Source organism: Streptomyces sp. CNP082, assembly GCF_059570535.1.
This window is the reverse complement of sequence record NZ_JCANSZ010000004.1, coordinates 116329-138996: the sequence shown is the minus strand read 5'-3', so window position 1 is coordinate 138996 and position 22668 is coordinate 116329. Positions and strand designations below refer to the sequence as shown.

The window sequence follows — 22668 nt, the reverse complement described above, 5'->3', positions numbered from 1 at the left end:
TAGACGCAAACCTCAGCCCCCGCGGTTGCAGGGTAAGTCCGGTCGGCAGGACGGCAGATCACGCCAGCGGCGTCGTCACCGCGAACGGCTCGCCGTCGCCCAGGTGCAGCAGGCCCTTGCCCGGCTGCACCTGGTCACCGACGGAACCGCGGTTGAGCCGGACGCCGATGAGGTCGCCCGCCGACGGGTCCTGCGGGGACAGGGCGACGCCGCGGCGGGCCTTCTTGGCCTCCACCTGCCAGCCGGAGAAGCCCGAGGCGACCTCTTCCTCGTCGCCCGCCAGCACCAGCGCCCAGCCGCGCTCCGCGCCGCGGCGGGCGATGGCCTTGAACTCGTCGCCGGCGTCGCAGTTCGTCAGCATCTCCGCGTCGTCCACGAGCACGGCGATCGGCTCATCCGGGGACGCCTGCTTGAGCAGGTCGTGCACCTCGTCCTCGTCGATGTCGTCGTCGGTGAAGACCTGCAGCACGCCCTCGCGGCCCGCCAGATCGCGCATCGGCGAGGGCCGCGGCGCGGCGATGACCAGGCGCACGCCCTGGTGGAGGTAGGTCAGCGCCATCGACTTCAGCACCGTGCTGCGGCCGGACTTGGCCGGGCCGCCGATGATGAACGCCGGGATGCCGTCGGCCAGGTCGGGGCCGAAGCCCATCAGCTCGTCGCCACCGACGCCGACCAGCGCCCACAGCTTGGAGTTCTCCTGCGCCTGTACGTCGCGCATCTCCCACGCCTCCTCGAAGCCGAGGCGGCTGGGCAGCACGTCGACGCGGAACGGGCGCAGCGAACGCGGCACCGCCGTGTCCCGCGCGGTGGCCGCCTCGCCGATGGCGGCGACGGCGGCGGCCTGGGCGGCGCCGGACAGGTCGTCGCTCAGGACCGCGATCTGGGTCTCCAGGCCGCTTTCGGCGCGGAACATCCGGCCGGGCTCGATGTCCTCGGGGATGTTGCGGGCGTTGAGGCTGATCATCGAGAAGTCGGAGCGGTCCGGCAGCCGGAAGGCGAACTTGTCCTCCGTCAACGTGCTGATCCGGCCGGTGAGCACGCTGCGGTCACCGGTGATGATCATGTGGATGCCGACGCTCGCGCCCTCGCGGAGCAGCGCATAGATCTCGTCGGTGAGGTCACCGTGGTTGATCTCGCCGAGGGTGGGCAGCCAGCCCTCCCAGCGGTCGAGGAGCACGACGGTGTACGGCAGCTTCTGCTCCGGGTCCGACGCCGCGGCCCGCTGCTCGGCGATGTCGGCGAAGCCGTCCGCGGCCAGCAGCTCCTGGCGGCGGCCCAGCTCCTGCTTGAGCCGGCCGATGAGGCGCACCGCGCGCTCGGTCTGGTTGCGGCTGACGACGGCGCCGCAGTGCGGCAGCCGGGTCAGCGCGTTGAGCGCGCCGTTGCCGCAGTCGATGCCGAACAGGTGCAGGTCGGCGACCGAGTGCGTACGGGCCAGGGACGCCGCGATCGTCCGGAGCATCTGCGAACGCCCGCTGCGCGGGGCGCCGCCGACGATGAGGTGCCCGAAGTCGGCGAAGTCGATGGCGACGGTGCGCCGGGCCTGCTGCGCGGGCAGGTCCTCGATCCCGTACGGCGCCGGGGGCAGCGGTCCTGCGCCCTGCGGCGCGGGCAGCGCGTCGAGCTCGATGCTGTCGGGCAGCGCGGGCAGCCACGGGCTGTGCTGCTCGGGGATGCCCAGGCGCTCGTTGGCCTCGTTGACCGCGTCGACGAGCACCTTCAGGTCGGTGATCTCGTCCTCCTCCTGCTGCGCGCCCTTGGGCCGCTTCAGGGCGCTGCGCCCCAGCTCGGCCCAGCCGAGGCGGCCGACCCAGGGCTGGGCGGTCGCGGGGTCGGCGGCGCCGGGGCGGCGACCGCCGACGCGGCCGGACTGGAAGGGGACGAGGGAGGCATGCCCCAGGCGCACGTACGCGCGGCCCGGCATGGACTTGGCGATGAACCCGGCGTCCGGGGCGTCGATGACGTCCGCGGACTCGCCGCCGTCGGTGACGCGCAGCGCGATGCGCAGGTTGGTGTTCGCGCGGATCTCCGGGGAGACCACGCCGCTGGGGCGCTGGGTGGCGAGCATCAGGTGGATGCCCAGCGAACGGCCTCGGGCGGCGATGTCGACCAGGCCCGTGACGAAGTCGGGCAGTTCGCGGACCATGGCGGCGAACTCGTCGATGACGAGCAGCAGCCGGGGCAGCGGCGCGTACCTCCCGGGCTCGCGGCGCAGCAGGTCCTGGAAGTCCTCGATGTCCTTGGCCTCGGCGTCGGCGAGGATGTGCTCGCGACGGTGCAGCTCGGCGCGGAGCGACTCCAGGGCGCGGGTGACGAGGTGGTTGTCGAGGTCGGTGACCATGCCGACGGTGTGCGGCAGCTTGACGCAGTCCTTGAACGCGGACCCGCCCTTGTAGTCGATGAGGACGAAGGTCATGTTCTCCGGGGTGTTGGACACCGCGAGCGCCGCGACGATCGTCTGCAGCAGCTCGGACTTGCCGGAGCCGGTGGTGCCGGCGATGAGACCGTGCGGGCCGTCCTTGCGGATGTCGATGGCGAACGGGCCGTCGTACGACTCGCCGATGACCGCGGTCGTCGACTGCCCGCCGATCTGCCAGCGGGCGGCGATGGCGTCCCCGGTCGGCGGCTCCAGCTCCACGACGTCGAGCAGCCGGCTGGACGACGGGATGGCCGCGTCCTCGGCCTCGCCGCTGATGTCGCGCACCGGCGACAGACCGCGCGCCACCAGCGCGCACCACGCGGGCGAGACGAAGTCCGGGCGCACCCCGCGGCGCCGCTCGGCGCCGGCCTGCTCGACGCGCAGCCGGATCGGCCCCGTGCCGTCGGCCGCGGCGGCGCGCTGCGCGGCGTCCTGCGAGGGGCCGGTGCCCCAGGCGCCGACGCGGAACGGCGGGAAGCCCCCGGGGCCGCCGGGACCGCCGGCCCCGGCCACCTGCTGCATGGGGATGCCGCCGTGCCCGACGGCCGCCCGCGGGTCGTGCTCCTCGAGCTTGGGCTCGGCGACGACGATCGCCTGGCACTCGCCGGGCAGGAAGCGGTCCTCGGAGTCGAGGCAGATGGCGAAGATCGACACCGCCGGGCCTTCGCGCAGCAGCCGCACCACGCCGGGCAGCGAGCGCAGCCGGCGCGAGCCGTCGAAGACGACGACGATGTCGGGGTCCTTGAAGGACGTCGGCCCGCTGGCCCGCTGGTCCTTGGCGGCCTTCTGGCGCGCGTCGAGCAGCTGGGTCAGCTCGGCAATCCGGGCGGCGACGGTCTCGGTGTCGGTGCCGAGCAGCGCGTTGGTGTCGTACTCCCCGGGCGGGCGGGCGTGCGGCAGCCAGCGCATCCAGTCCCAGCCGGGCTGCCCGCCGGGCTCGGTCAGCACGTAGAACTGGACGTCCAGCGGGCTGTGCAGCACGGCGGCCTGCGCGACGGCCCAGCGGCCCAGGGCACGCGGGGTGTCGCCCGCGCCGGCGATGCCGAGGACGCCGGTCTGCCGCAGCGGCACGGTGACGGGCGCGTCCTGGATCTTCCACAGCACCTGGCGGCGGTGCTCGTCCTGCTCGGGGTCCTCCAGCAGGACCTCGGAGTCCAGCTCGGCGGTGCCGAAGCGGAGCAGCAGATGGTCGGCGTCGGTACGGCGGCGCTCCCACAGCCGGGTGCGCGGGCCGGTGGCGGTCGACAGCAGCAGGGCGGGGTCCGGGCCGCCCAGGCGGCGCTCGTTGCGCTCGGCGACGAGGGCGTCGCGGGCGTCCTTCTCGATCCGGGCCTTGTGCTCCTTGTACTCGGCGACGGCCTTCACATGGGACTTGCGGCCGTGCTTCTTGTCCATGAAGTAGTTGCCGATCATGATGATCGGGCTCATGAACGCCATCAGCAGGTAATACCAGCGGCCCATGACCAAGCACATCGTCACGCCCATGACGGCGGGCATCAGCGCCATCAGCCACGGCAGCGGCCGGGCTTGGCCCTCCTTCGGCGGCGAGGGCAGCTTGAAGCGGGTCTCGCGGTCGGGCGGCAGCAGGCGCGGGGGGCGGTTGTAGTCCAGCCCGGCGCCGTCCTCCGAGACGGCGACGGCGGCGTCCGGCGGGCCGTAACGCACCAGCTCGAACAGCGAGTTGCCGATGGCGACCTGGGCCCCGTAGGGCCAGGCGTCCTTGCTCTGCGGCTGCTCCTGCGGCAGCGGCGGGGCCGCGGCCTCGCCGGCGCGCCGCCGGCGGCGGGCCTCGCGCTTGGCCTCGCGGCGGCGGCGCCTGCGGGCCCGGCGGCTGTCGTCGTCGTCCGACTTCTCCTTGGGCTTGGCCAGTTCCGCGAACGTCGTGCCGTCGAGGGTGGCCTTCTCCTGGTCGCCGTGGACGTGGACCTTGCACGTGCCGTCGGCGGAGACGGTGAGGCTGAAGGCCTGCTCGGGCAACTCCGGGTCGGCGACCCGGATGTGCGTCGCATTGCCGCTGCCGATGTCGACGCGGCCGAGGCCCAGGCGGTGCACCACGCCGGCCATGGGGCCGCCGACGATGCGCAGCTCGACCAGGCCCGTGACCTCGCGGGGCGGGCAGCCCACCGGGTCGTAGAGGCTGACGACCGTGCCCTCGCGCAGGGGCGACTGGGCAACGGGCAGGGCGGGGTCGACGGCGAAGCCGTCGACGAAGACGGGCGGGGGCGCAGCCGCGCCGGGCTGCTGCGCCGGGGCACCGGGCGCGCCGGGCGCGCCGGGCGCGCCGAAGCGGACGGCCGCCGGAGGCGCTCCGGGCGGGGCGGCCGGCGGCGGGGCCGTGGCCCAGCCCGCGGGCGCCTGCGCCGGAGCCGCCTGGGCGTGCGCGTGGACCGCCTGGGGCACGGCCTGCGGCGCCGCGGCTGCGGGCGGCGGCGCCGAGTTGAGCTGGCCGGCCAGGACGCGGGCGACGTCGCCGACGGACGACTCGGCCTCGGCGTCGAGGACGACGTCGGCGCGGTCGCCCCCGAGCGGATCGACGACGGTCAGGGTGAGTCGCACGCTGATCCTCCTCGGACGTCCCCGGCTGTTCCCCGGCTTTCCCCCCGCGGAAATCGTTCAGCTCGGACACTAGGGTTGACGAAACGATATCCGCCCCGGGCTTCGCGGGAACAGCGCGTATCCGGGATTGTGGATAACTACGCCGCCGCGGCCCGGCCATGGGGCGCCGGAGCCGACCGACCGTGCGGCACGTGTGACGAGGGGGCAGCATGAGCCGCTGGATGGAGGCGCTCACGATCGAGCGCGGGGGGTTCCGGATCCGGGTGCCGGAGTCGTGGTGGGAGTTCGACGTCCGGCCCGAGTCCCGGGACGACGGCATCCGGCAGATGGTCAACGACCGGGTCCGCCGCAACCCCGAACTGGCCGAGCAGCGCGGCGTGCTGGAGGCGTTCCTGCGCAAGGCCGCCAAGGACGCCTGGGCCTCCGGCGCCCTGTACTGCGGCTGCATGGCGGAGAGCTTCGGCGGCGAGGTGCCGGTGACCGGCTCGATCACCGTCTCCCTCATCGGCGCCCGCACCGAGAGCGGCGAGCTGCTGCCGACCGACCCGGCGCTGATCGTCGGCCAGATCAAGCAGATCCGGCCGAAGAAGGAGGGCGACGCCTGGCGGAAGGTCTCGACGGTCGACATCGAGGGCATCGGCACGGCGGCCCGCACGCAGGGCGTGGAGGACATCAAGATCCCCGGCGACGACCGCACGATCCGCGCCGTGCTGATGCAGACCTTCATCCCCGTCCCCGGCCAGGAGGGCAAGGTGGCGCTGGTGGCGGGGAGCAGTCAGGTGCTGGATCTGGCGGACTCGTTCTTCGACGTGTTCGACGCGATCACGTCGACCTTCCGGTTCGTCGGCGAGTAACACCGGGCGGTACGCGCCGGGCCGCATGCGCCAGGCGGTACGCACCGGGCCGGACCCCGCCGGGTACGGGACGCGCCGGGCCGTACGGACGTCCGTCCCGTACGGCCGCAACGCGTCCCGCTCCCCCGTCACTTCGGCGTGAGCACGTCCTTCAGGAACGGCTCCACGGCCCGTTGGAACGCCTCGGTGTCCTCCAGGTGCAGCAGATGGCCGGCCTCCAGTTCGGCGTACACACCGCGGGGCAGGACCCGGACCATCTCCTGGGCCTCCGCCCGCCCCAGCTCGCCGTCGATGCCGCGGATCACCAGGGCCGGGCACTGCACGTGGGCCAGCTCCTCCCAGTGCGCGTCGTGCACCCACGTCTCGCGGGCCCGCAGCATCTGCCGGCGGGAGAACACCGGGCGCCAGCCGTCCGCGCGCTCGGCCATCACCTCGGCGTAGAACTCGCCGCGGGCCGGGCGCGGGCGCTCCAGGACGGGGTCGTCCTCGCCGAACCACCTGCGGACGTCGGCGAGGGTGGCGAACGGGACCGGCCAGGAGCGGAACCACTCCTCCCACTCGCGCTGCGTGGCCGCGCCCAGCGCGGAGGCCCGCATGTCGCAGATCACCACCCCGCGCACCAGGTCGGGGCGGCGGGCGGCCAGTTGCCAGGCGGTCAGCGCCCCCATCGAGTGACCCACGAGGATCACGGGCGCGAGGTCCAGTTGTTCGATGGCGGCCTCGGCGTCCGCGACGTACGCCTCGCGGTCGAACGGGCCGTCCCCCGGTTTGTCACTGCGCCCGTGCCCGCGCTGGTCGAGCGCGATGGCGCGGAAGCGGGCGGAGAGCCAGCGGGCCGTGGGCGCCCAGTGGGACGCACGGCCCATCAGGCCGTGCAATAACAGCACGCCGGGGCGATCCTGCGGCCCGGTGTCCCGCGGGGTCGCGGCCGGTCCTGCGGCGGACCGCTGACGCGCCGTGCTGCCGTCACCGCCGCGCTTGGGCGGATCTCCGTACTCCCAGGCGGCGAGGCGCAGCCCGCCCGCCCCCGTCACGTTGATACGACGAACCATCTGTACCGACACCCCCAATCCGTTCGGCGAAGCTCACGTTATCGAATGCCTATTCGAACACCGAGGCACGAGGCCCAACACCCCTCGTTCGAGTGACCGCGGCCGGGGATTGGCCGCGGTCGTCGCGGGGAGACAGAGGGCGGGAGGCGGACCCGCATCGGGGACATCGGGTCCGTGGGAAACGACCCTGGGAGCTCGGGGCTCCGGGTCGATACGGGGGAGACAGGGCCCCGGCGAGCCAGGAGCCGGGGCCCTCGTCATACCCGCGGGCGCACAGGTCCGGATATGTCAGCGGCATGACCCACCCCTCCCTGATGACGTCAGCGACAGCGTGGCACGACCGGCCCCGGTGCGCTGCCGTTCGGACAGGAATCCCGCAGTCCGCTTAACGCCAACCGCGGTATCGGCGCAAACCCGCCACCAGCGTGGCCCGAACGGGTCTAGCGCTTGGCCACGAAGACGTGCGAGGCGACCTCGGCGTCCAGCTCGGCAGCCTCACCACCGCTGCCGACGAGCACCCCGCCCGCCGAGTCCGTCACGCTCACCACCGCGCCCGGCTGCACACCGGCCCGCCGCAGCGCGTACATGAGCTGGGCGTCCTTCTGGATCGGCTCGCCGATCCGGCGGATGATCACCGTCCCGGTGTCCGGCCCCAGCGCGCCCAGGCTCACCATCCCCTCGTCCAGGAACGGGTCCACCTCGGCCTTCTCGCCCAGCTCCTCGAGCCCGGGGATCGGGTTCCCGTACGGCGACTCCGTCGGGTGCTTGAGGAGCGTCAGCACACGGCGCTCCACGGCCTCGCTCATCACGTGCTCCCAGCGGCACGCCTCCGCGTGCACGTGCTCCCACTCCAGGCCGATCACGTCGACCAGCAGGCACTCCGCCAGGCGGTGCTTGCGCATCACCCGGGTCGCGAGCATGCGGCCCTCCGGTGTCAGCTCCAGATGCCTGTCCCCGGCCACGCGCACCAGGCCGTCCCGCTCCATGCGGGCGACGGTCTGGCTCACCGTGGGGCCGCTCTGGTCGAGCCGCTCCGCGATTCTCGCGCGCATGGGGACGACGCCCTCCTCTTCCAGTTCGAGGATGGTGCGGAGATACATCTCCGTCGTGTCGATCAGTCCGGACATGCGTGCCCCTAGATTTCTCGTGCGGTGGCCCTGGCACCAATTCTGACTCATCCCGGTGACAACCGGACCTGCCGCGTTCCTTTCGCCTGACTTTCGCCGCCGATCTGCGGGAAAAACGCGATCTGAGCCCCGGCCCGGTCCCCGGCCACCGGGGTTCCGCCGGGCGGGTCCTAACCCAGCAGCTCCGCCAGGTCCAGCGAGGCCGCGACCCGTACCGCCACGTCCTCCGCGTACGCCGCGTCCTGCCGCGTGAAGCCGCGCCGGCCGCCGCCGCGCAGGAACGTCACCACCCCCAGCGTCCGGCCGCGGCTGCGCAGCACCGTGCACAGCGCGTGCATCGTGCCCGGCGGCCACTTCCGCGCCACCGACCAGCCCTCCGCGACCTCCGGGTCCACGCCGCCGCAGCCCGCGCGCACCGTGCCGCCGCGCTCCACCGCCTGCAGCGCGGGGTGCCCCGCGGGGTAGCGGACGGGGAAGCCGTGCGGTCCGGCCGGCAGGCACGGGCCCGGCCCCTCCACGGGGGTGGCCGCGGCCCGGGTGAGCTGCACCGCGCCCGGCGGCGCACCCGCGCCGCGCGGGGCGCCGGGGCCGGGCACGGCGCCGGGGTCCGCGGGCGCGGTGGCCAGGTCGACCAGCGCGTGGTCGGCGAAGCCGGCGAGCGCGAAGTCCAGGTAGACCGTCGCCGCCTCCATCGGGTCCTCGCACTCGGCCGCCGCGCGCGAGGCGCGGTGCAACTGGTGGTCGCGGAAGCGCAGCACGGACGCCGCGTCCTCGGCGAGCTTGGCCTCGGTGACGTCCTGGAAGAGCCAGCCGACACCGAGCGGCACCGGGTGCTCGGCGAGCGGCGAGGCGAGCCGGACGAACGCGCCGCGCAGGCACCGCCGCCGTACCGCCGGATCACCGCCGCTCTCCCCGCGCACTGTGACCCACACGTCGGCGGGGACCGCGGTGGAGCCCTGCGCCAGCACGTGCTGCAGCGCGCTCTCGACCTCCTCCGCGCCCTGCTCCAGCAGTTCGCCGAAGGGGCGCCCGAGCAGCCCCGAGCGCCGGGTGCGCAGCACGCGCGCCGCCTGGCCGTTGGCCAGCGCCGGCCGCAGGTCGGCGTCCACGAGGAGCACCCCCCAGGCGGCGTCCTCGCACAGCGCCTCGCTGAAGGCGATGGACCGCTCCAGGTCCATCTGCGCGTGGACCTCGCTGAACGCGCAGTAGACGCCGACGGCGACGCCGCCGGTCTCGCCACCGCCCGGGCGGACGGCGGAGGTCTGGGTGCGTACGAGCACCCGGCCGCCGTCCTTGCGCAGCAGCGCGAACTCCTGCACCTGCCGGCCCGGCACGTCCATCGCCCCCATCAGCCGCGCCTCCACCTCGGCGGCGTCGTCCGCGCGGGCGGCCCAGCCGGCCAGCCCGTGGCGGCCGACGGCCTCCGCGGCACTCCAGCCGAGCAGCCGCTCGGCCTCGCGGTTCCAGTGGGTGACGACGCCGTCGGCGTCGAAGGCGCACAGGGCGGCGTCCATGCCGTCGAGGAGCGCCACCAGCAGATCGGGGGCCGCGGCGCGGCGGCCTGCCGGCGGCGCCTCACCGGGCGCCGTGTCCGCCGCCGCGGGCGGGGACCCGGCGGCGTCGTCCCCTGTGTCCGGAGCGTCCGCGGCCTGTCCGCCGGAGGCGTTCCTGCGGTCCCGGTTGGTACGCCGGGTCGCGCTCATCAGGCACCCCCTGCTCGCCGCGGCGTCGTGTGCGTGGTGTGGTGCACCCGGATCATTCAACTCGAACGTGACGCAGCACACACCCCATTCCGACGAAATCGTTGCACGCCAAGGGACTCCGCCGGAAGCAGGCGCCGGGCGGGATCCCGGGGGCCGTGCCCCCGGGATCCCCCTCGGACCAGCGCGTTCCCTGCGGGCGGCGGAGGGCGGCCGGGCCGGGGACCGGCAGCGCGGGGGCCGCCGGGAAATCACTTGAGGGACCACAGAGGCGTGCCTACTGTGTGAGGCACACGAGAAGGGAGGTGGTTCGGCAGATGATGAAGTACCGGACGCGTGAGGTGGCTGCGGGCTAGTGGTCCGCCGTCGCGCTTAAGCGCAATGCCGGACCGGGGCGCCCAGGACGCGCCCAGCCGGCCCTTATCCCAAGCAGTTCACCCGACCCGCGGTCCGCCGGTACGTCCGACCGGCTCCCCTCCAGGGGAATGGGCCGCGGGTCGCCCTTTTGCCCGTCAGGCCCCGCGGAGGTTCCCCGCGGGGGGTGTGCGTCCCGTACGGCTACGGGCAGAGGCGCTCCACCGTCCAGCCGCCGCCGGCCGCGCCCTCGGTGCGTACGTACCGGAGACGGTCGTGGAGGCGGTTCTCCCGGCCCTGCCAGAACTCCACCGTCCGCGGCCTGACCCGGAAGCCGCCCCACTCCGGCGGCGCCGGCACCTGCTCGCCCTCCGGATAGCGGTCCGCCAGCTCCTCGTACATCCGGTCCAGCTCCGCCCGCGACGCCACCGCCGAGGACTGCTCGCTCGCCCAGGCGCCCAACTGCGAGCCGTGCGGCCGGGTGCGGAAGTACGCCACCGTCTCGTCGCGCCCCGTACGCTCCGCCGCCCCCGCCACGATCACCTGGCGGGCGATGGGGTGCCAGGGGAAGAGCAGCGACACGTGCGGGTTGGCGGCCAGCTCGCGGCCCTTGCGCGAACCGTAGTTGGTGTAGAAGACGAACCCCCGCTCGTCCACCTGCTTGAGCAGCACGGTGCGGGAGCTGGGGCGGCCTTCGGCGTCGGCGGTGGAGACGACCATCGCGTTGGGCTCGTGCAGTCCGCTCTCCGCGGCCTGCCTGAACCAGCGGCCGAACTGCTCGAAGGGATCGGCGGCGAGGGAGTCCTCCAGCAGGCCCGCGGCGCGGTAGTGCGCGCGCATGGCAGCGGGGTCGAGGGAGCGTTCATCGAGGGAGCGTTCGGTGTCAACGTCAACGTGTCGCACCCACACATCTTGCAGTATGAGCGGCCTTCCGGGGGCGGGAGTTTGCCTGCTCGAACGCAGCCCGTAACCCTCCGTGCGCGCCGCGGCGGACCGGGAGCCGCGGAGTGTGCCCGATCTCACGCCCGCCCGCATGTGGGCAACCCGACAGATCGGCCGCCTGCCCACTGTGGGAAGTCCACACCCCCGGCTATGGTGAGCCGGAATGGACGCCCCGGACCGCGAGCAATGGCGCCGCGGAGCCTGGCCAGCACGTACACCCCTGCCTCACTCCACGCCCCGGGGCCGACCCCGTCCGCTAGCTGCACACCCTGACGCAGCGCACGCAACACAGTAGGGAGCCGCCTGATGTCCGACTTCGTACCCGGGCTCGAGGGAGTCGTCGCCTTCGAGACCGAGATCGCCGAACCCGACAAGGAGGGCGGCGCGCTCCGCTACCGCGGGGTGGACATCGAGGACCTGGTGGGTCACGTCTCGTTCGGCAACGTCTGGGGTCTTCTGGTCGACGGCGCGTTCAAACCCGGACTGCCGCCCGCCGAGCCCTTCCCCATCCCCGTGCACTCCGGTGACATCCGGGTCGACGTGCAGTCCGCGATGGCGATGCTCGCACCCGTCTGGGGGCTGCGCCCGCTGCTCGACATCGACGAGCAGCGCGCCCGCGACGACCTGGCGCGGGCGGCCGTCATGGCGCTGTCGTACGTCGCGCAGTCCGCCCGCGGGCAGGGGCTGCCGATGGTGCCGCAGCGGGAGATCGACAAGGCCCGTACGGTCGTCGAGCGGTTCATGATCCGCTGGCGCGGCGAGCCCGACCCCAAGCACGTCGCCGCCGTGGACGCCTACTGGACCTCCGCCGCGGAACACGGCATGAACGCCTCCACCTTCACCGCCCGCGTCATCGCCTCCACCGGCGCCGACGTGGCGGCGGCGCTGTCCGGCGCGGTGGGCGCGATGTCCGGGCCGCTGCACGGCGGCGCACCGTCCCGGGTGCTCGGGATGATCGAGGAGATCGAGCGCACGGGCGACGCCGAGGGGTACGTGCGGCGGGCGCTGGACGGCGGCGAGCGGCTGATGGGCTTCGGCCACCGCGTCTACCGCGCGGAGGACCCGCGGGCGCGGGTGCTGCGGCGGACGGCGAAGCAGCTCGGCGCGCCGCGGTACGAGGTCGCGGCGGCGCTGGAGAAGGCGGCGCTGGCGGAGCTGCGGGCGCGGCGTCCGGACCGGGTGCTGGAGACGAACGTCGAGTTCTGGGCGGCGATCGTGCTGGACTTCGCGGAGGTGCCGGCGCACATGTTCACGTCGATGTTCACGTGCGCGCGTACGGCGGGGTGGTCGGCGCACATCCTGGAGCAGAAGCGGACGGGACGGCTGGTGCGGCCGTCGGCGCGGTACGTGGGACCGGGGTCGCGGTCGCCGCAGGAGATCGAGGGCTACGCGGAGTCGGACGGCACGGCCTGAGCCCCTGCGGGGCGGCGGGCGCGGGTCCCGGCGGCGGGTCCCGGCGGCGGGGTTGGCGGCGGGGTTGGCGGGGGCGGGGCTGGCCAGGGCTCGGGGTTGGCCGGGGCGGGGCTGGCCAGGGCTCGGGGTGCCGGTGGCCCGGGGGCCCCGGGGGCGGTGGCTTGCGTGCCGGTGGCCCGGGGGCCGGCGGTGGATTGCGTTCCGGTGGCTGGGGGCGGGGGTGGCTTGGGTACCGGTGGCCGGGGGCGGCGGTGGCTTGCGTGCCGGTGCGGGCTCGGTGTCAGTGGGGCGGCCTACCCTTGGGCGGGTGCGTGGGGGGCGTGCGTGTGAGGGGTGGCCGTCGGGCGGTGTCGGGAAGGGGGGCGGTGCGAGCGGTTTCCGGTGGTACGGGCCCGGGTGCCCCTCCCGGGTCGGGGCTCAGCGGGGGTGGGCCAGTGCCGTCGTCAGCAGGTGTGACCACTGGGCCACGACGCGGTCGCGGCGGGCGCTGTCGTCCGTGAGCAGGGTCGCGAGGCCCAGCCCCCGGGCCATGTCGAGGAAGCCCTGCACCGTCTCCCGTACGCCCGGCACCGACTCGTCGGCACCGAGCAGCGCCACCGTCATGTGATGCGCCTCGCGGCCGACGCGGGCCTCCAGCGCGGCGACGCGGGGACGGAGTTGCTCCTCGTTGGCGGCGGCGACCCAGAGTTGGAGCGCGGCGCGGAAGAGGGGGCCGGTGTAGAGGTCGACGACGCCGCGGACGACGGCGGCGGTGGCGGCGTCGAGGGCCCTGTCCGCGGCGGCGGGGGGCGCTATCGCGGTGATGGCGTCAGGAGCCGCGTCCGCCGCGGCGCCGGCCCGACTCGCGGCGTTCCCGGCGCCGGTGTCCCGCCCACCTGCGGCGGCGGAGGGCTCCGCCGCAGAGTCGTCCCGCCTCGCGGCGTTGCCGGCGGCGGCCTGCCCGCCGGCGTCCGCGGCGGCGGGCGCGTCGCCCCGTACGGCCTCCGCCGCCCCCGCGGCCAGCGGGGCCGCGGGCAGCCGTGCCGCGGGCAGCGGTGCCGGGGCCCGCGGCGGCAGGGCCCGCAGGGCCGCCGAGCGTTCCGCCGCCACGTGTTCCACCGCCGCCGTGAACAGGTCCTCCCGGGTCGGGAAGTGGTGCTGCGCCGCGCCCCGGGAGACGCCCGCGCGCTCCGCGACCACGCTGACCGTGCTCCCGCCCCAGCCCAGTTCCGCCAGGCACGCGACCGCCGCCTCCAGCAGCCGCTGCCGCGTCGCCCGGCTGCGGTCCTGCTGCGGGCCCCGGCCCCGTGGCTGCCGGGGTTGCGGGTCCGTCAGCGGAACCACTTCGGCTCCCGGCGCTCCAGGAACGCCGCCATGCCCTCCCTGGCCTCGGGGGACGCGAACAGGGACGCCGACAGCACCGCGAACGGCTCCGTGTCGCGGTCGAACGCGCGCAGCACCTCGCCCGTGACCAGCCGCTTCGACGCGGCAAGTCCCTGCGGCGACGCCGCCCGCAGCCCGTCGAGCACCGGCGTGAGCAGCGCGTCCACGTCGTCGCCCGCCAGCGTGACCAGCCCGATACGGGCCGCCTCCTCCGGCCCGAAGCGCTCGCCGGTGAGGTAGTAGCGGGCCGCCGCGCGGGCGTCGAGGCGCGGGAGCAGCGGCATCGAGATCACCGCCGGCGCGAGCCCGAGCCGCGCCTCGGTGAACGCGAACGTCGCACCCGTGCCCGCCGCCGCGATGTCGCAGGCGCCGAGGACCCCCAGGCCCCCGGCCCGTACGTGCCCGGTGACCCGGGCGACGACGGGCTTCGGGCACTCCACGACCGCGCGCAGCAGCCGCGCCAGCGCCAGCGGCCCGGCGGTGGGCCCGCCCGCACCGGCAGCGCCACCGGCGGCAGCGCCCGTACCGCCAGCGCCCGCGCCGGCGGCCGGCTCCGCGCCCGCCCTTGAGGCTTCGCCGAGGTCGGCCCCCGCGCAGAAGGTGTTGCCGGTGTGGGTGAGCAGCACGGCCCGTACGTCGTCGTCCGCCGCCGCGGCGGCGAGGCCGTCGTGCAGTTCGGCCATGAGCCGGGTGGACAGGGCGTTGCGGTTGTGGGGCGAGTCGAGGGTGAGGGTGAGGACGGCGCCGCGGTCGTCGCGCGCGCTCCGGACGAGGGGCGCGTCGGCGGCGGCCGGGCCGGCGGGTGCGTCGGTCATGGCGTGGAGGTGCTCCTTCGGTACGTATGCGTTCTCAGTACGACTTGGGCAGGCCCAGCGTCTGGTGCGACACGTAGTTGAGGATCATCTCCCGGCTGACCGGGGCGATCCTGGCCACGCGGGACGCGGTGAGCATCTGGGCAAGACCGTACTCCGTGCTGAGCCCGTTGCCGCCGAGCGTGTGCACGGCCTGGTCGACGGCCTTCGCCGCCGCCTCGGCCGCCGCGTACTTCGCCATGTTCGCCGCCTCGCCCGCGGCTGCTGCCAGGTCGGCGGCACCCCCCGCGTCGTACAGCGCGGCGGCCTTCTGCGTCATCAGCCGGGCAAGCTCCAGCTCGATGTGCGCCTGCGCGAGCGGATGCGCGATGGCCTGGTGCACGCCGATGGCGCCGCCCTTCCACACCTGGCGCGTACGGGCGTACTCGACGGCCTGCCCCACCGCCTGCCGCCCCAGGCCGAGCGCGAACGCGGCGGTCATGATGCGCTCGGGGTTCAGGCCGGCGAAGAGCTGGAGGAGACCGGCGTCCTCGTCGCCGACGAGGGCGTCCGCGGGCAGCCGCACGTCGTCGAGGACCAGCTCGAACTGCTTCTCCGGGGCGTGCAGTTCCATGGGGATCTGCGAGCGCTGAAAACCCTCCGCGTCGCGCGGGACGATGAACAGGCACGGCTTGAGCCTGCCGGTACGGGCGTCCTCGGTGCGGCCGACGATCAGCGTGGCGTCGGCGATGTCGACGCCGGAGATGAACACCTTGCGGCCGGACAGCACCCAGTCGGTGCCGTCGCGGCGGGCGGTGGTGGTGATGCGGTGGGAGTTGGAGCCGGCTTCGGGCTCGGTGATGCCGAAGGCCATCTTGCGGGTGCCGTCGGCGAGTCCGGGGAGCCACTGCCGCTTCTGCTCCTCGGTGCCGAAGCGGGCGATGACGGTGCCGCAGATGGCTGGCGACACGACGAGCATGAGCAGCGGGCAGCCGGCGGCGCCGAGTTCCTCCAGCACGATCGCCAGCTCCGTGATGCCGCCGCCTCCGCCGCCGTACGCCTCGGGGAGGTTGACGCCGAGGTAGCCGGCCTTGGCGGCGTCGGCCCACAGCTCGTCGGTGTGCCGGCCGTCGCGGACGACGGAGGTGAAGTAGTCGCGGCCGTAGCGGGCGCCGAGGGCGGCGACGGCGGCGCGGAGGTCGCGGTGCTCCTGGGGTTCGAGGATGGCGCTCGTCATGGCTGTGGGCCTTCCTGGTCGCGGGGCGGGGCGTCGTCGGCTTGTTCGGCCTGGTCGGCTGGTTCGCCTGGTTCGACTACGGCGAGAAGGGCGCCCACGTCGACCTGGCGGCCGGGGGCGGCGTGCAGGGCGGTGAGCACGCCGGTCGCGGGAGCGGAGACCTTGTGCTCCATCTTCATCGCCTCCAGCCAGAGAAGCGGCTGGCCCTGGCGCACGGTGCGGCCCGGGGCGACGCCGTCGGCGAGCCGGACGACGGTGCCGGGCATCGGGGCGAGGAGTGACCCGGGCGCGGTGTCGGCGCGGGGGTCGGGGAAGCGGGGCAGGGGCCTCAGGGCGTACGAACCGTGGGGGGTGTCGACGTACGCAGCCGGGGCGGCCCGGCCCGGAGCGCCCGGTCCGGCGGCGTACCCGGCGACGTCGAAGGCGCGGGCGACACCGGCGACTTCGAGCATCACGGCCCCGGGCGCGGCGGCGAGCACGCGCACGCCGGGCAGGTTCCCGGCGCGTACGCCGTCGCGGGTGAGGCGGTAGCGGACCTCGACCTCGGCGCCGCCGGGTTCGGCCCGGTACGCCTTCACCTGCGGCTGCGACGGCACGTTGCGCCACGCCCCGAACCGCGCGGGCAGCACCGCGCCACCGGCGTGCTGCCGCGCGGCGGCGTCGGCGAGGGCGGCGGCGAGGGCGGCGAGTTGGAGGGGGGTGGGCGGGGTGGTCTCGGCAGGCGCCGCGACGGCGACGGCCTCGCCTGCCGCGGCCACGGCACCGGCTGCGCCGGTAGCCGTGTCCGGCGCATGACCGGCCGCGCCGTCCGGCGCGTCGGCCGCCTCGGCGACACCGCCCTCCGGGCGGGCGTCAGCCTCGCCCGTCGCGCCGGCGCCGGCCCCGTCCGCCGCTCCAACCGGGGGGCGGGTCAGCGCTGCCAGGTGGCGGTCGTAGAACGACGTCGTCATCCCGGCCCGTACGAACTCCTCGTGCTCCAGCGAGCCCACCAGCAGGTCCCGGTTCGTCACCGGGCCGTGGATCCGGGCCTGCCGCAGTGCCGCCGCGAGGCGGCGGATCGCTTCGGCGCGGGTCGGGGCGTGGACGATCACCTTGGCCAGCAGGGCGTCGTAGTACGGGGTGACGGTGTCGCCGGCGGCGTAGCCGGTGTCGAGGCGGAGGGTGGGGGGTTCCCCGATCCCTCCCCTTCCCGAAACCGGGCCTGCGCCCCGGACCCCGCCGGAGCTGTCCCCCAACCCCCCCGCGGCGTCAGGCGCATAGCCGTACCCGGCGGTCCCGAACCGCGCGCCCTCCGCCGCCGTCAGGCTCAGGCGGTGCAGGACCCCCGTCTGGGGGGTGAAGTCCCTCGGGTCCTCCGCGTAGAGGCGCGCCTCCACCGCGTGGCCCCGCGGCTGTGGCGCCTCCCGCGGCAACGAGCCGCCCTCCGCCACCCGCAACTGCAGGGCGACCAGGTCGACTCCGTACACCGCCTCCGTTACCGGGTGCTCCACCTGGAGCCGCGTGTTCATCTCCAGGAACTGCGCCCGCCCGTCCGGCGCCAGCAGGAACTCCACCGTCCCCGCGCCCACGTACCCGATCGACCGCGCCGCCCGTACCGCCGTCTCCTCCAGCTCCCCGGCGACGCCCGGAGGCAGTCCCGGTGCCGGGGCCTCCTCGATCACCTTCTGGTGCCGCCGTTGCAGCGAGCAGTCGCGCGTGCCCAGCGCCCACACACCCCCGTGCGTGTCCGCGAGCACCTGCACCTCCACGTGCCGGCCGCCCTCGACGTACGGCTCGACGAACACCTCGCCGTCCCCGAACGCCGCCGCGGCCTCCGCCGACGCCGACGCCAGCGCGGCGTCCAGCGACGCGAGTTCGCGTACGACGCGCATGCCGCGCCCGCCGCCGCCCGCCGCCGCCTTGACCAGCAGCGGCAGGTCGTCCTCCACCGCCTTCGCAGGGTCGAAGGGCGCGAGGCCCATCAGCTCCTTCGCCCGCGTCTTGGACGCCATCGCCTCGATCGCCTCCGGCGGCGGCCCGACCCACGTCAGCCCCGCCGCGGTCACCGCGCGCGCGAACTCCGCGCTCTCGGAGAGGAACCCGTAGCCGGGGTGGACCGCGTCCGCGCCTGCCGACACCGCCGCCGCGACCAGCAGGTCGGCCCGCAGGTACGTCTCCGCCGCCGCGTTCCCCGGCAGCCGGACCGCCGCGCCGCCGGCGGCCAGCGCGGTGCGTACGTGCAGCGCGCCCGCGTCGGCGTCGGAGTGCACGGCTACGGGCGTGATGCCCAGGTCGCGGCAGGTGCGGAAGACGCGGCAGGCGATCTCGCCGCGGTTGGCGACAAGAAGGGTGCGGATCACGGGAGTTGTCTCCTCCGTCGTCACAGCACTCACAGCACTCACAGCACTCACAGCCGGAACACCCCGTACCCGTCGTGCACCCCCGCGTACGGCGCCGTGTGGATCGCCGACAGGCAGATCCCCAGCACCGTCCGCGTGTCCCGCGGGTCGATGACCCCGTCGTCGTACAGCCGCCCCGACAGGAACACCGGCAGCGACTCCGCCTCGATCTGCTGCTCCACCATCGCCCGCAGCGCCGCGTCGCCCTCCTCGTCGTACGGCATGCCCTTCGCCTCCGCCGACGCCCGCGCGACGATCGACAGCACGCCCGCGAGCTGCTGCGGCCCCATGACCGCCGACTTGGCGCTGGGCCAGGCGAAGAGGAACCGCGGGTCGTACGCGCGCCCGCACATGCCGTAGTGGCCGGCGCCGTAGCTGGCGCCCATCAGCACCGACAGGTGCGGGACGCGGGAGTTGGAGACGGCGTTGATCATCTGGGCGCCGTGCTTGACGATGCCGCCCTGCTCGTAGTCCTTGCCGACCATGTAGCCGGTGGTGTTGTGGAGGAAGACCAGCGGGATGTCGCGCTGGTTGGCGAGCTGGATGAACTGCGCGGCCTTCTGCGACTCCTCGCTGAACAGCACGCCGCGCGCGTTGGCGAGGATCCCGACGGGATAGCCGTGCAGCCGGGCCCAGCCGGTCGCCAGGCTCGTCCCGTACAGCGGCTTGAACTCGTCGAAGTCCGAGCCGTCCACCACCCGCGCGATCACCTCCCGCGGGTCGAACGGCACCTTCAGGTCGCCCGGCACGATGCCCAGCAGCTCGTCCTCCGGGTACGCGGGCGGGGCGGCCGGCGGCGGGTCGGGGTGCGCCTTGCGCCAGTCGAGGCGGGCGACGACGCGGCGGGCGGTGTGCAGGGCGTCCGGCTCGTCGACGGCGAAGTAGTCGGCGAGTCCTGAGGTGCGCGCGTGCATGTCGGCGCCGCCCAGCGACTCGTCGTCGCTCTCCTCGCCGGTGGCCATCTTCACCAGCGGCGGGCCGCCGAGGAACACCTTCGCGCGCTCCTTGACCATGATCACGTGGTCGCTCATGCCCGGCACGTACGCGCCGCCCGCCGTGGAGTTGCCGAAGACGACGGCGACCGTGGGGATGCCGGCGGCGGACGAGCGGGTGAGGAACTTGAACAGCGCCCCGCCCGGGATGAAGATCTCCTTCTGCGACGGCAGGTCGGCGCCGCCGGACTCCACGAGGTGGATCGACGGCAGCCGGTTGGCGAGGCTGATCTCGTGCGCGCGGAACGCCTTCTTCAGCGTCCACGGGTTGGACGCGCCGCCGCGTACGGTCGGGTCGTTGGCCGTGATCAGGCACTCGACGCCGGAGACCACGCCGATGCCGGTGACCAGCGAGGCGCCCACTGTGTACGCGGGGGAATCGGAGCCCCAACCGGCCAGCGGGCTCAGCTCCAGGAACGGGGTGTCGGGGTCCAGGAGCAGCTCAATGCGTTCGCGTACGAGCAGCTTGCCGCGGGCGCGGTGCCGGGCGGTGTACTTCTCGCCGCCGCCCGCCACGGCCTTGGCGTGCTCGGCGTCGAGCGCGGCGAGCTTGTCGAGCATCGCGGCGCGGTTCGCGGCGTAGTCGGGGGCCGCGGTCTCCAGCGACGAGGCCAGCACGGTCACAGCAGCAGCTCCTCGGGTATGTCGGCGTACCGGGCGCGCAGCCACTCGCCGAGCGCCTTGGCCTGCGGGTCGAAGCGGGCCCGGGAGGCGACGCCTTCGCCGAGGAGGCCGGCCACGGTGAAGTTGAGCGCGCGGAGGTTCGGCAGCACGTGCCGTACGACCGGGAAGGCGGCGGTCTCCGGGAGGAGTTCGCGCAGGCGGTCGACGGTGAGGGTGTGGGCCAGCCAGGGCCAGGCGGCGCCGGTCCTGGCCCAGACGCCGACGTTGGCGCTGCCGCCCTTGTCGCCGCTGCGCGCGCCGAGCACCGTGCCGAGCGGCGCGCGGCGGGTCGGTCCGGGTGGCGGGGGCGGCGGCAGCGGCGGTTCCGGTACGGGCTCCAGCGCCCGGGTGCGCGGCGGCGGGGCGACGGGGACGCGGGTGCCGTCGGGCAGCACGGCGGTGTGGGGGACGTCGGCGGCCGGGACGTACGCGGCCTCGAAGACGCCGTACGGCTGCGCCTTGCCGGGCGGGGCGGTGACGTGGAAGCCGGGGATGCTGGCGACGGCCAGTTCGACGGCGGCGCCGCTGACGGCGCGGCCGACGGCGGCCTCGTCGGGGTCCCGGACGACGAGGCGGAGCAGGGCGGACGCCTCCTCCTGCACGTCGGCGTCGGGGCGGTCGGTGCGGGCGAGGGTCCAGCGGACGTCGGCGACGCCGTCGAGGACCGGGGCCATCTGGGCGCGCAGGAGTGCGGCTTTGGCGTCGATGTCGAGGCCGGTGAGGACGAAGACGACCTCGTTGCGGAAGCCGCCGAGGCGGGAGAGGCCGACTTTGAGGTCGGGGGGCGGGGGCTCGCCGCGTACGCCCGTGACCCGGACGCGGTCGGGTCCTTCGGGTTCGAGGCGTACGGAGTCGAGGCGGGTGGTGACGTCGGGGCCGGCGTAGCGGGGGCCGGCGGTCTCGTAGAGGAGCTGGGCGGCGACGGTCTCGACGGTGACGGCGCCGCCGGTGCCGGGGTGCTTGGTGATGACGGCGCTGCCGTCGGGCTCGATCTCGGCGAGGGGGAAGCCGGGGCGGCGGACGTCGTGTTCGGTGAAGAAGGAGTAGTTGCCGCCGGTGGCCTGGGGGCCGCACTCCAGCACGTGGCCGGCGACGACGGCGCCGGCGAGGGCGTGGAGGTCGTCCGGGTCTTTGCCGCCCCAGCCGTAGTGCGCCTGGGCGGCGCCGGTGACGAGCGCGGCGTCGGTGACGCGGCCGGTGACGACGACGTCGGCGCCGGCGCGCAGGCAGGCGGCGATGCCGGCGCCGCCGAGGTAGGCGTGGGCGGTGAGCGCGCCGGGCCACTGCCCGCCGGCGGTGAGGTCGTCGCCCTCCACGTGGGCGACGCGGGCGGGGACGCCGACGCGCCCGGCCAGCTCGCGGACGGCGGCGGCGAGGCCCGCGGGGTTGAGGCCGCCGGCGTTGACGACGAGGGTGACGCCGCGGTCGCGGGCGAGGCCGAGGCCGTCTTCGAGCTGGCGGAGGAAGGTCTTGGCGTAGCCGGTGGCGGGGTCCTTGAGGCGGTCGCGGGCGAGGATGAGCATGGTCAGCTCGGCGAGGTAGTCGCCGGTGAGCACGTCGAGTCCGCCGCCGGTGAGCATCTCGCGGACGGCGGCGAAGCGGTCGCCGTAGAAGCCGGAGGCGTTGCCGATACGGAGGGTCACGGGCGGACCTCCGGGGCGGTGGGGGCGCCGGTAGGGCCGGGGGCGGTGGGCGGGCTGTCGCCGACGGGGCCTTCGACGTCCCTACGGCCCCGGGCGGCAGCCGGGGGGTCGCCGACGGGGCCTTCGGCGTCCGTACGGCCCGGGGCGGGGTCGCCGGCGGGCGCCGCGCTCGTACGGCCCGGGGCGTGGTCGCCGACGGGCGCCGCGCCGCTTCCACCCGCGCCGCTCTCCGCCCGTGGCCGCCCGCCGCCCGGCGGGCCGGCGAACGCCTGGGCGATGCCGAGCCAGCGCTCCGCCTCCGCGCCCTCGGCGACGAGCGCGGTGTCGGCGCGGTGGACGCGCTGGGTGGCCAGCAGACAGAAGTCGAGCGCGGGCCCGGTGACCCGCTCGGCGGCGTCCTCGGGCCCGTACGCCCACACCTCCCCGTCCCCGCCGTCCCCATCGTCCCCACCGCCCGGCGCGGTCAGCTCGACGCGGAACTCGGCGGCGGGCGGCGTCAGCCCGTTCACGGCGTACGCGAAGTCCCGCGTCCGTACGCCGATACGGACCACGTGCCGCAGCCGGGCGGTGGGCGCACGCCGTACGCCGAGCGCGTCGGCGACGTCCTGCCCGTGCGCCCAGGTCTCCATCAACCGCCCCGAGGCGACGCCCCCGACGCTCATCGCCGGCCCGAACCACGGCATCCGCACCCCCGCCGGCTGCGCCAGCAGCACGCGCCGCAGCTCGTCGCGCCCCTGCCGCCACCGTTCGAGCAGCACGCCGGGCGGCTGCGCGGCACCCTCCGCGGCGCCGTGGTCGACGAAGTCGTACGGCGCCTCCTGGGCGTGCGCCAGCATCCGCCGGAACTCCTCGGGGTCGACGGCGGCGGCGAGCGCGGCGCGGTCGGTCCACGCGAGGTGGGCGATCTGGTGCACGACGGTCCAGCCGGCGGCGGGCGTATCGAGCGCCCACCGATCGGGCGGCAGCCCGGCGACGAGGCGGTCCAACGCGGCGCTCTCGTCGCGGAGGTCGTCGAGCAGGGCGGTGATCTCCGGGCTCGCCATGGCGCGCTCCCCTCGTGACTACTGCGCAGTAGGGTGGCAGCGGGCCGGAAAACAAGCAAGCATGCTTGCCGGATCATTCTATCGGCTACTCCCCGTGACCAACCGGCTGCGCGTATCGTTTGAAGGGCGGCAGCATGCCACC

13 protein-coding genes and 2 pseudogenes are annotated in these 22668 nt (G+C 74.9%); 2 read left to right on the top strand and 13 right to left on the bottom strand.

The window, feature by feature from the left end; all coding sequences use genetic code 11:
- Window positions 1-58: 58 nt before the first annotated feature.
- Window positions 59-4975, bottom strand: a complete 4917-nt coding sequence (locus tag B124_RS04955; RefSeq protein ID WP_496501396.1) for an FtsK/SpoIIIE domain-containing protein — start codon at window positions 4973-4975, stop codon at window positions 59-61.
- A gap of 209 nt (window positions 4976-5184) precedes the next feature.
- On the opposite strand from B124_RS04955, the gene B124_RS04950 reads away from it, so the two are divergent.
- Complete coding sequence (locus tag B124_RS04950) at window positions 5185-5829, top strand: hypothetical protein (protein ID WP_496501395.1); 645 nt, start codon at window positions 5185-5187, stop codon at window positions 5827-5829.
- Between the two features lie 128 nt (window positions 5830-5957).
- On the opposite strand, the gene B124_RS04945 is transcribed toward B124_RS04950, so the two are convergent.
- The 4 genes from B124_RS04945 to pdxH all read right to left on the bottom strand — a co-directional run bounded on the left by B124_RS04945 (window position 5958) and on the right by pdxH (window position 10902).
- A complete protein-coding gene (locus B124_RS04945; RefSeq protein ID WP_496501394.1) occupies window positions 5958-6881 on the bottom strand; it encodes an alpha/beta fold hydrolase in 924 nt (307 codons plus the stop codon).
- A gap of 440 nt (window positions 6882-7321) precedes the next feature.
- The gene (locus B124_RS04940; protein WP_496501393.1) at window positions 7322-8008 is read right to left on the bottom strand and encodes an iron-dependent transcriptional repressor DtxR; all 687 of its coding nucleotides are present in this window, start codon (window positions 8006-8008) and stop codon (window positions 7322-7324) included.
- Window positions 8009-8178: 170 nt separating this feature from the next.
- Entirely contained in the window at window positions 8179-9711 is a 1533-nt protein-coding gene (locus tag B124_RS04935; RefSeq protein ID WP_496501392.1) for a PAS domain-containing protein, read from the bottom strand.
- Between the two features lie 555 nt (window positions 9712-10266).
- Window positions 10267-10902 (bottom strand): pyridoxamine 5'-phosphate oxidase, encoded by a 636-nt coding sequence (pdxH, locus tag B124_RS04930; protein WP_496501556.1) that lies wholly within the window; start codon window positions 10900-10902, stop codon window positions 10267-10269.
- A gap of 408 nt (window positions 10903-11310) precedes the next feature.
- Between pdxH and B124_RS04925 the strand changes: the two genes are divergently transcribed.
- A complete protein-coding gene (locus B124_RS04925) occupies window positions 11311-12417 on the top strand; it encodes a citrate synthase 2 (RefSeq protein ID WP_496501391.1) in 1107 nt (368 codons plus the stop codon).
- 417 nt (window positions 12418-12834) lie between these two features.
- On the opposite strand, the gene B124_RS04920 is transcribed toward B124_RS04925, so the two are convergent.
- From B124_RS04920 to B124_RS04885, 8 genes and pseudogenes are all read right to left on the bottom strand, one after another.
- Window positions 12835-13419, bottom strand: a complete 585-nt coding sequence (locus B124_RS04920) for a TetR/AcrR family transcriptional regulator (protein WP_496501555.1) — start codon at window positions 13417-13419, stop codon at window positions 12835-12837.
- 48 nt (window positions 13420-13467) lie between these two features.
- Window positions 13468-13656, bottom strand: a pseudogene (locus B124_RS04915) (TetR/AcrR family transcriptional regulator); the annotation flags it as partial.
- A 71-nt stretch (window positions 13657-13727) separates the two neighbouring features.
- Window positions 13728-14594, bottom strand: coding sequence for an enoyl-CoA hydratase family protein (locus B124_RS04910; RefSeq protein ID WP_496501390.1), 867 nt, complete (start codon window positions 14592-14594; stop codon window positions 13728-13730).
- Window positions 14595-14628: 34 nt separating this feature from the next.
- Window positions 14629-15807, bottom strand: coding sequence for an acyl-CoA dehydrogenase family protein (locus tag B124_RS04905; RefSeq protein WP_496501389.1), 1179 nt, complete (start codon window positions 15805-15807; stop codon window positions 14629-14631).
- Window positions 15804-18146 carry an ATP-binding protein gene (locus B124_RS04900; RefSeq protein ID WP_496501388.1) on the bottom strand — a complete coding sequence of 781 codons (2343 nt, stop codon included), beginning with the start codon at window positions 18144-18146 and terminating at the stop codon, window positions 15804-15806. Before B124_RS04900 ends, B124_RS04905 begins: the two co-directional genes overlap by 4 nt.
- A 47-nt stretch (window positions 18147-18193) precedes the next feature.
- Window positions 18194-19801 (bottom strand): acyl-CoA carboxylase subunit beta, encoded by a 1608-nt coding sequence (locus B124_RS04895; protein ID WP_496501387.1) that lies wholly within the window; start codon window positions 19799-19801, stop codon window positions 18194-18196.
- Window positions 19798-21483 (bottom strand): acyclic terpene utilization AtuA family protein, encoded by a 1686-nt coding sequence (locus tag B124_RS04890; RefSeq protein ID WP_496501386.1) that lies wholly within the window; start codon window positions 21481-21483, stop codon window positions 19798-19800. Before B124_RS04890 ends, B124_RS04895 begins: the two co-directional genes overlap by 4 nt.
- A gap of 146 nt (window positions 21484-21629) precedes the next feature.
- Window positions 21630-22526: pseudogene (locus tag B124_RS04885) on the bottom strand (TIGR03084 family metal-binding protein); the annotation flags it as partial.
- Between the last annotated feature and the right edge of the window lie 142 nt (window positions 22527-22668).

What these genes read in the sequence shown, in the direction of transcription:
- pdxH (WP_496501556.1), bottom strand. Translation starts at nt 10,902, where the DNA reads ATGCGCGCGCACTACCGCGCCGCGGGCCTGCTGGAGGACTCCCTCGCC.
- B124_RS04940 (WP_496501393.1), bottom strand. Translation starts at nt 8,008, where the DNA reads ATGTCCGGACTGATCGACACGACGGAGATGTATCTCCGCACCATCCTC.
- B124_RS04935 (WP_496501392.1), bottom strand. Translation starts at nt 9,711, where the DNA reads ATGAGCGCGACCCGGCGTACCAACCGGGACCGCAGGAACGCCTCCGGC.
- B124_RS04905 (WP_496501389.1), bottom strand. Translation starts at nt 15,807, where the DNA reads ATGACGAGCGCCATCCTCGAACCCCAGGAGCACCGCGACCTCCGCGCC.
- B124_RS04945 (WP_496501394.1), bottom strand. Translation starts at nt 6,881, where the DNA reads ATGGTTCGTCGTATCAACGTGACGGGGGCGGGCGGGCTGCGCCTCGCC.
- B124_RS04910 (WP_496501390.1), bottom strand. Translation starts at nt 14,594, where the DNA reads ATGACCGACGCACCCGCCGGCCCGGCCGCCGCCGACGCGCCCCTCGTC.
- B124_RS04950 (WP_496501395.1), top strand. Translation starts at nt 5,185, where the DNA reads ATGAGCCGCTGGATGGAGGCGCTCACGATCGAGCGCGGGGGGTTCCGG.
- B124_RS04925 (WP_496501391.1), top strand. Translation starts at nt 11,311, where the DNA reads ATGTCCGACTTCGTACCCGGGCTCGAGGGAGTCGTCGCCTTCGAGACC.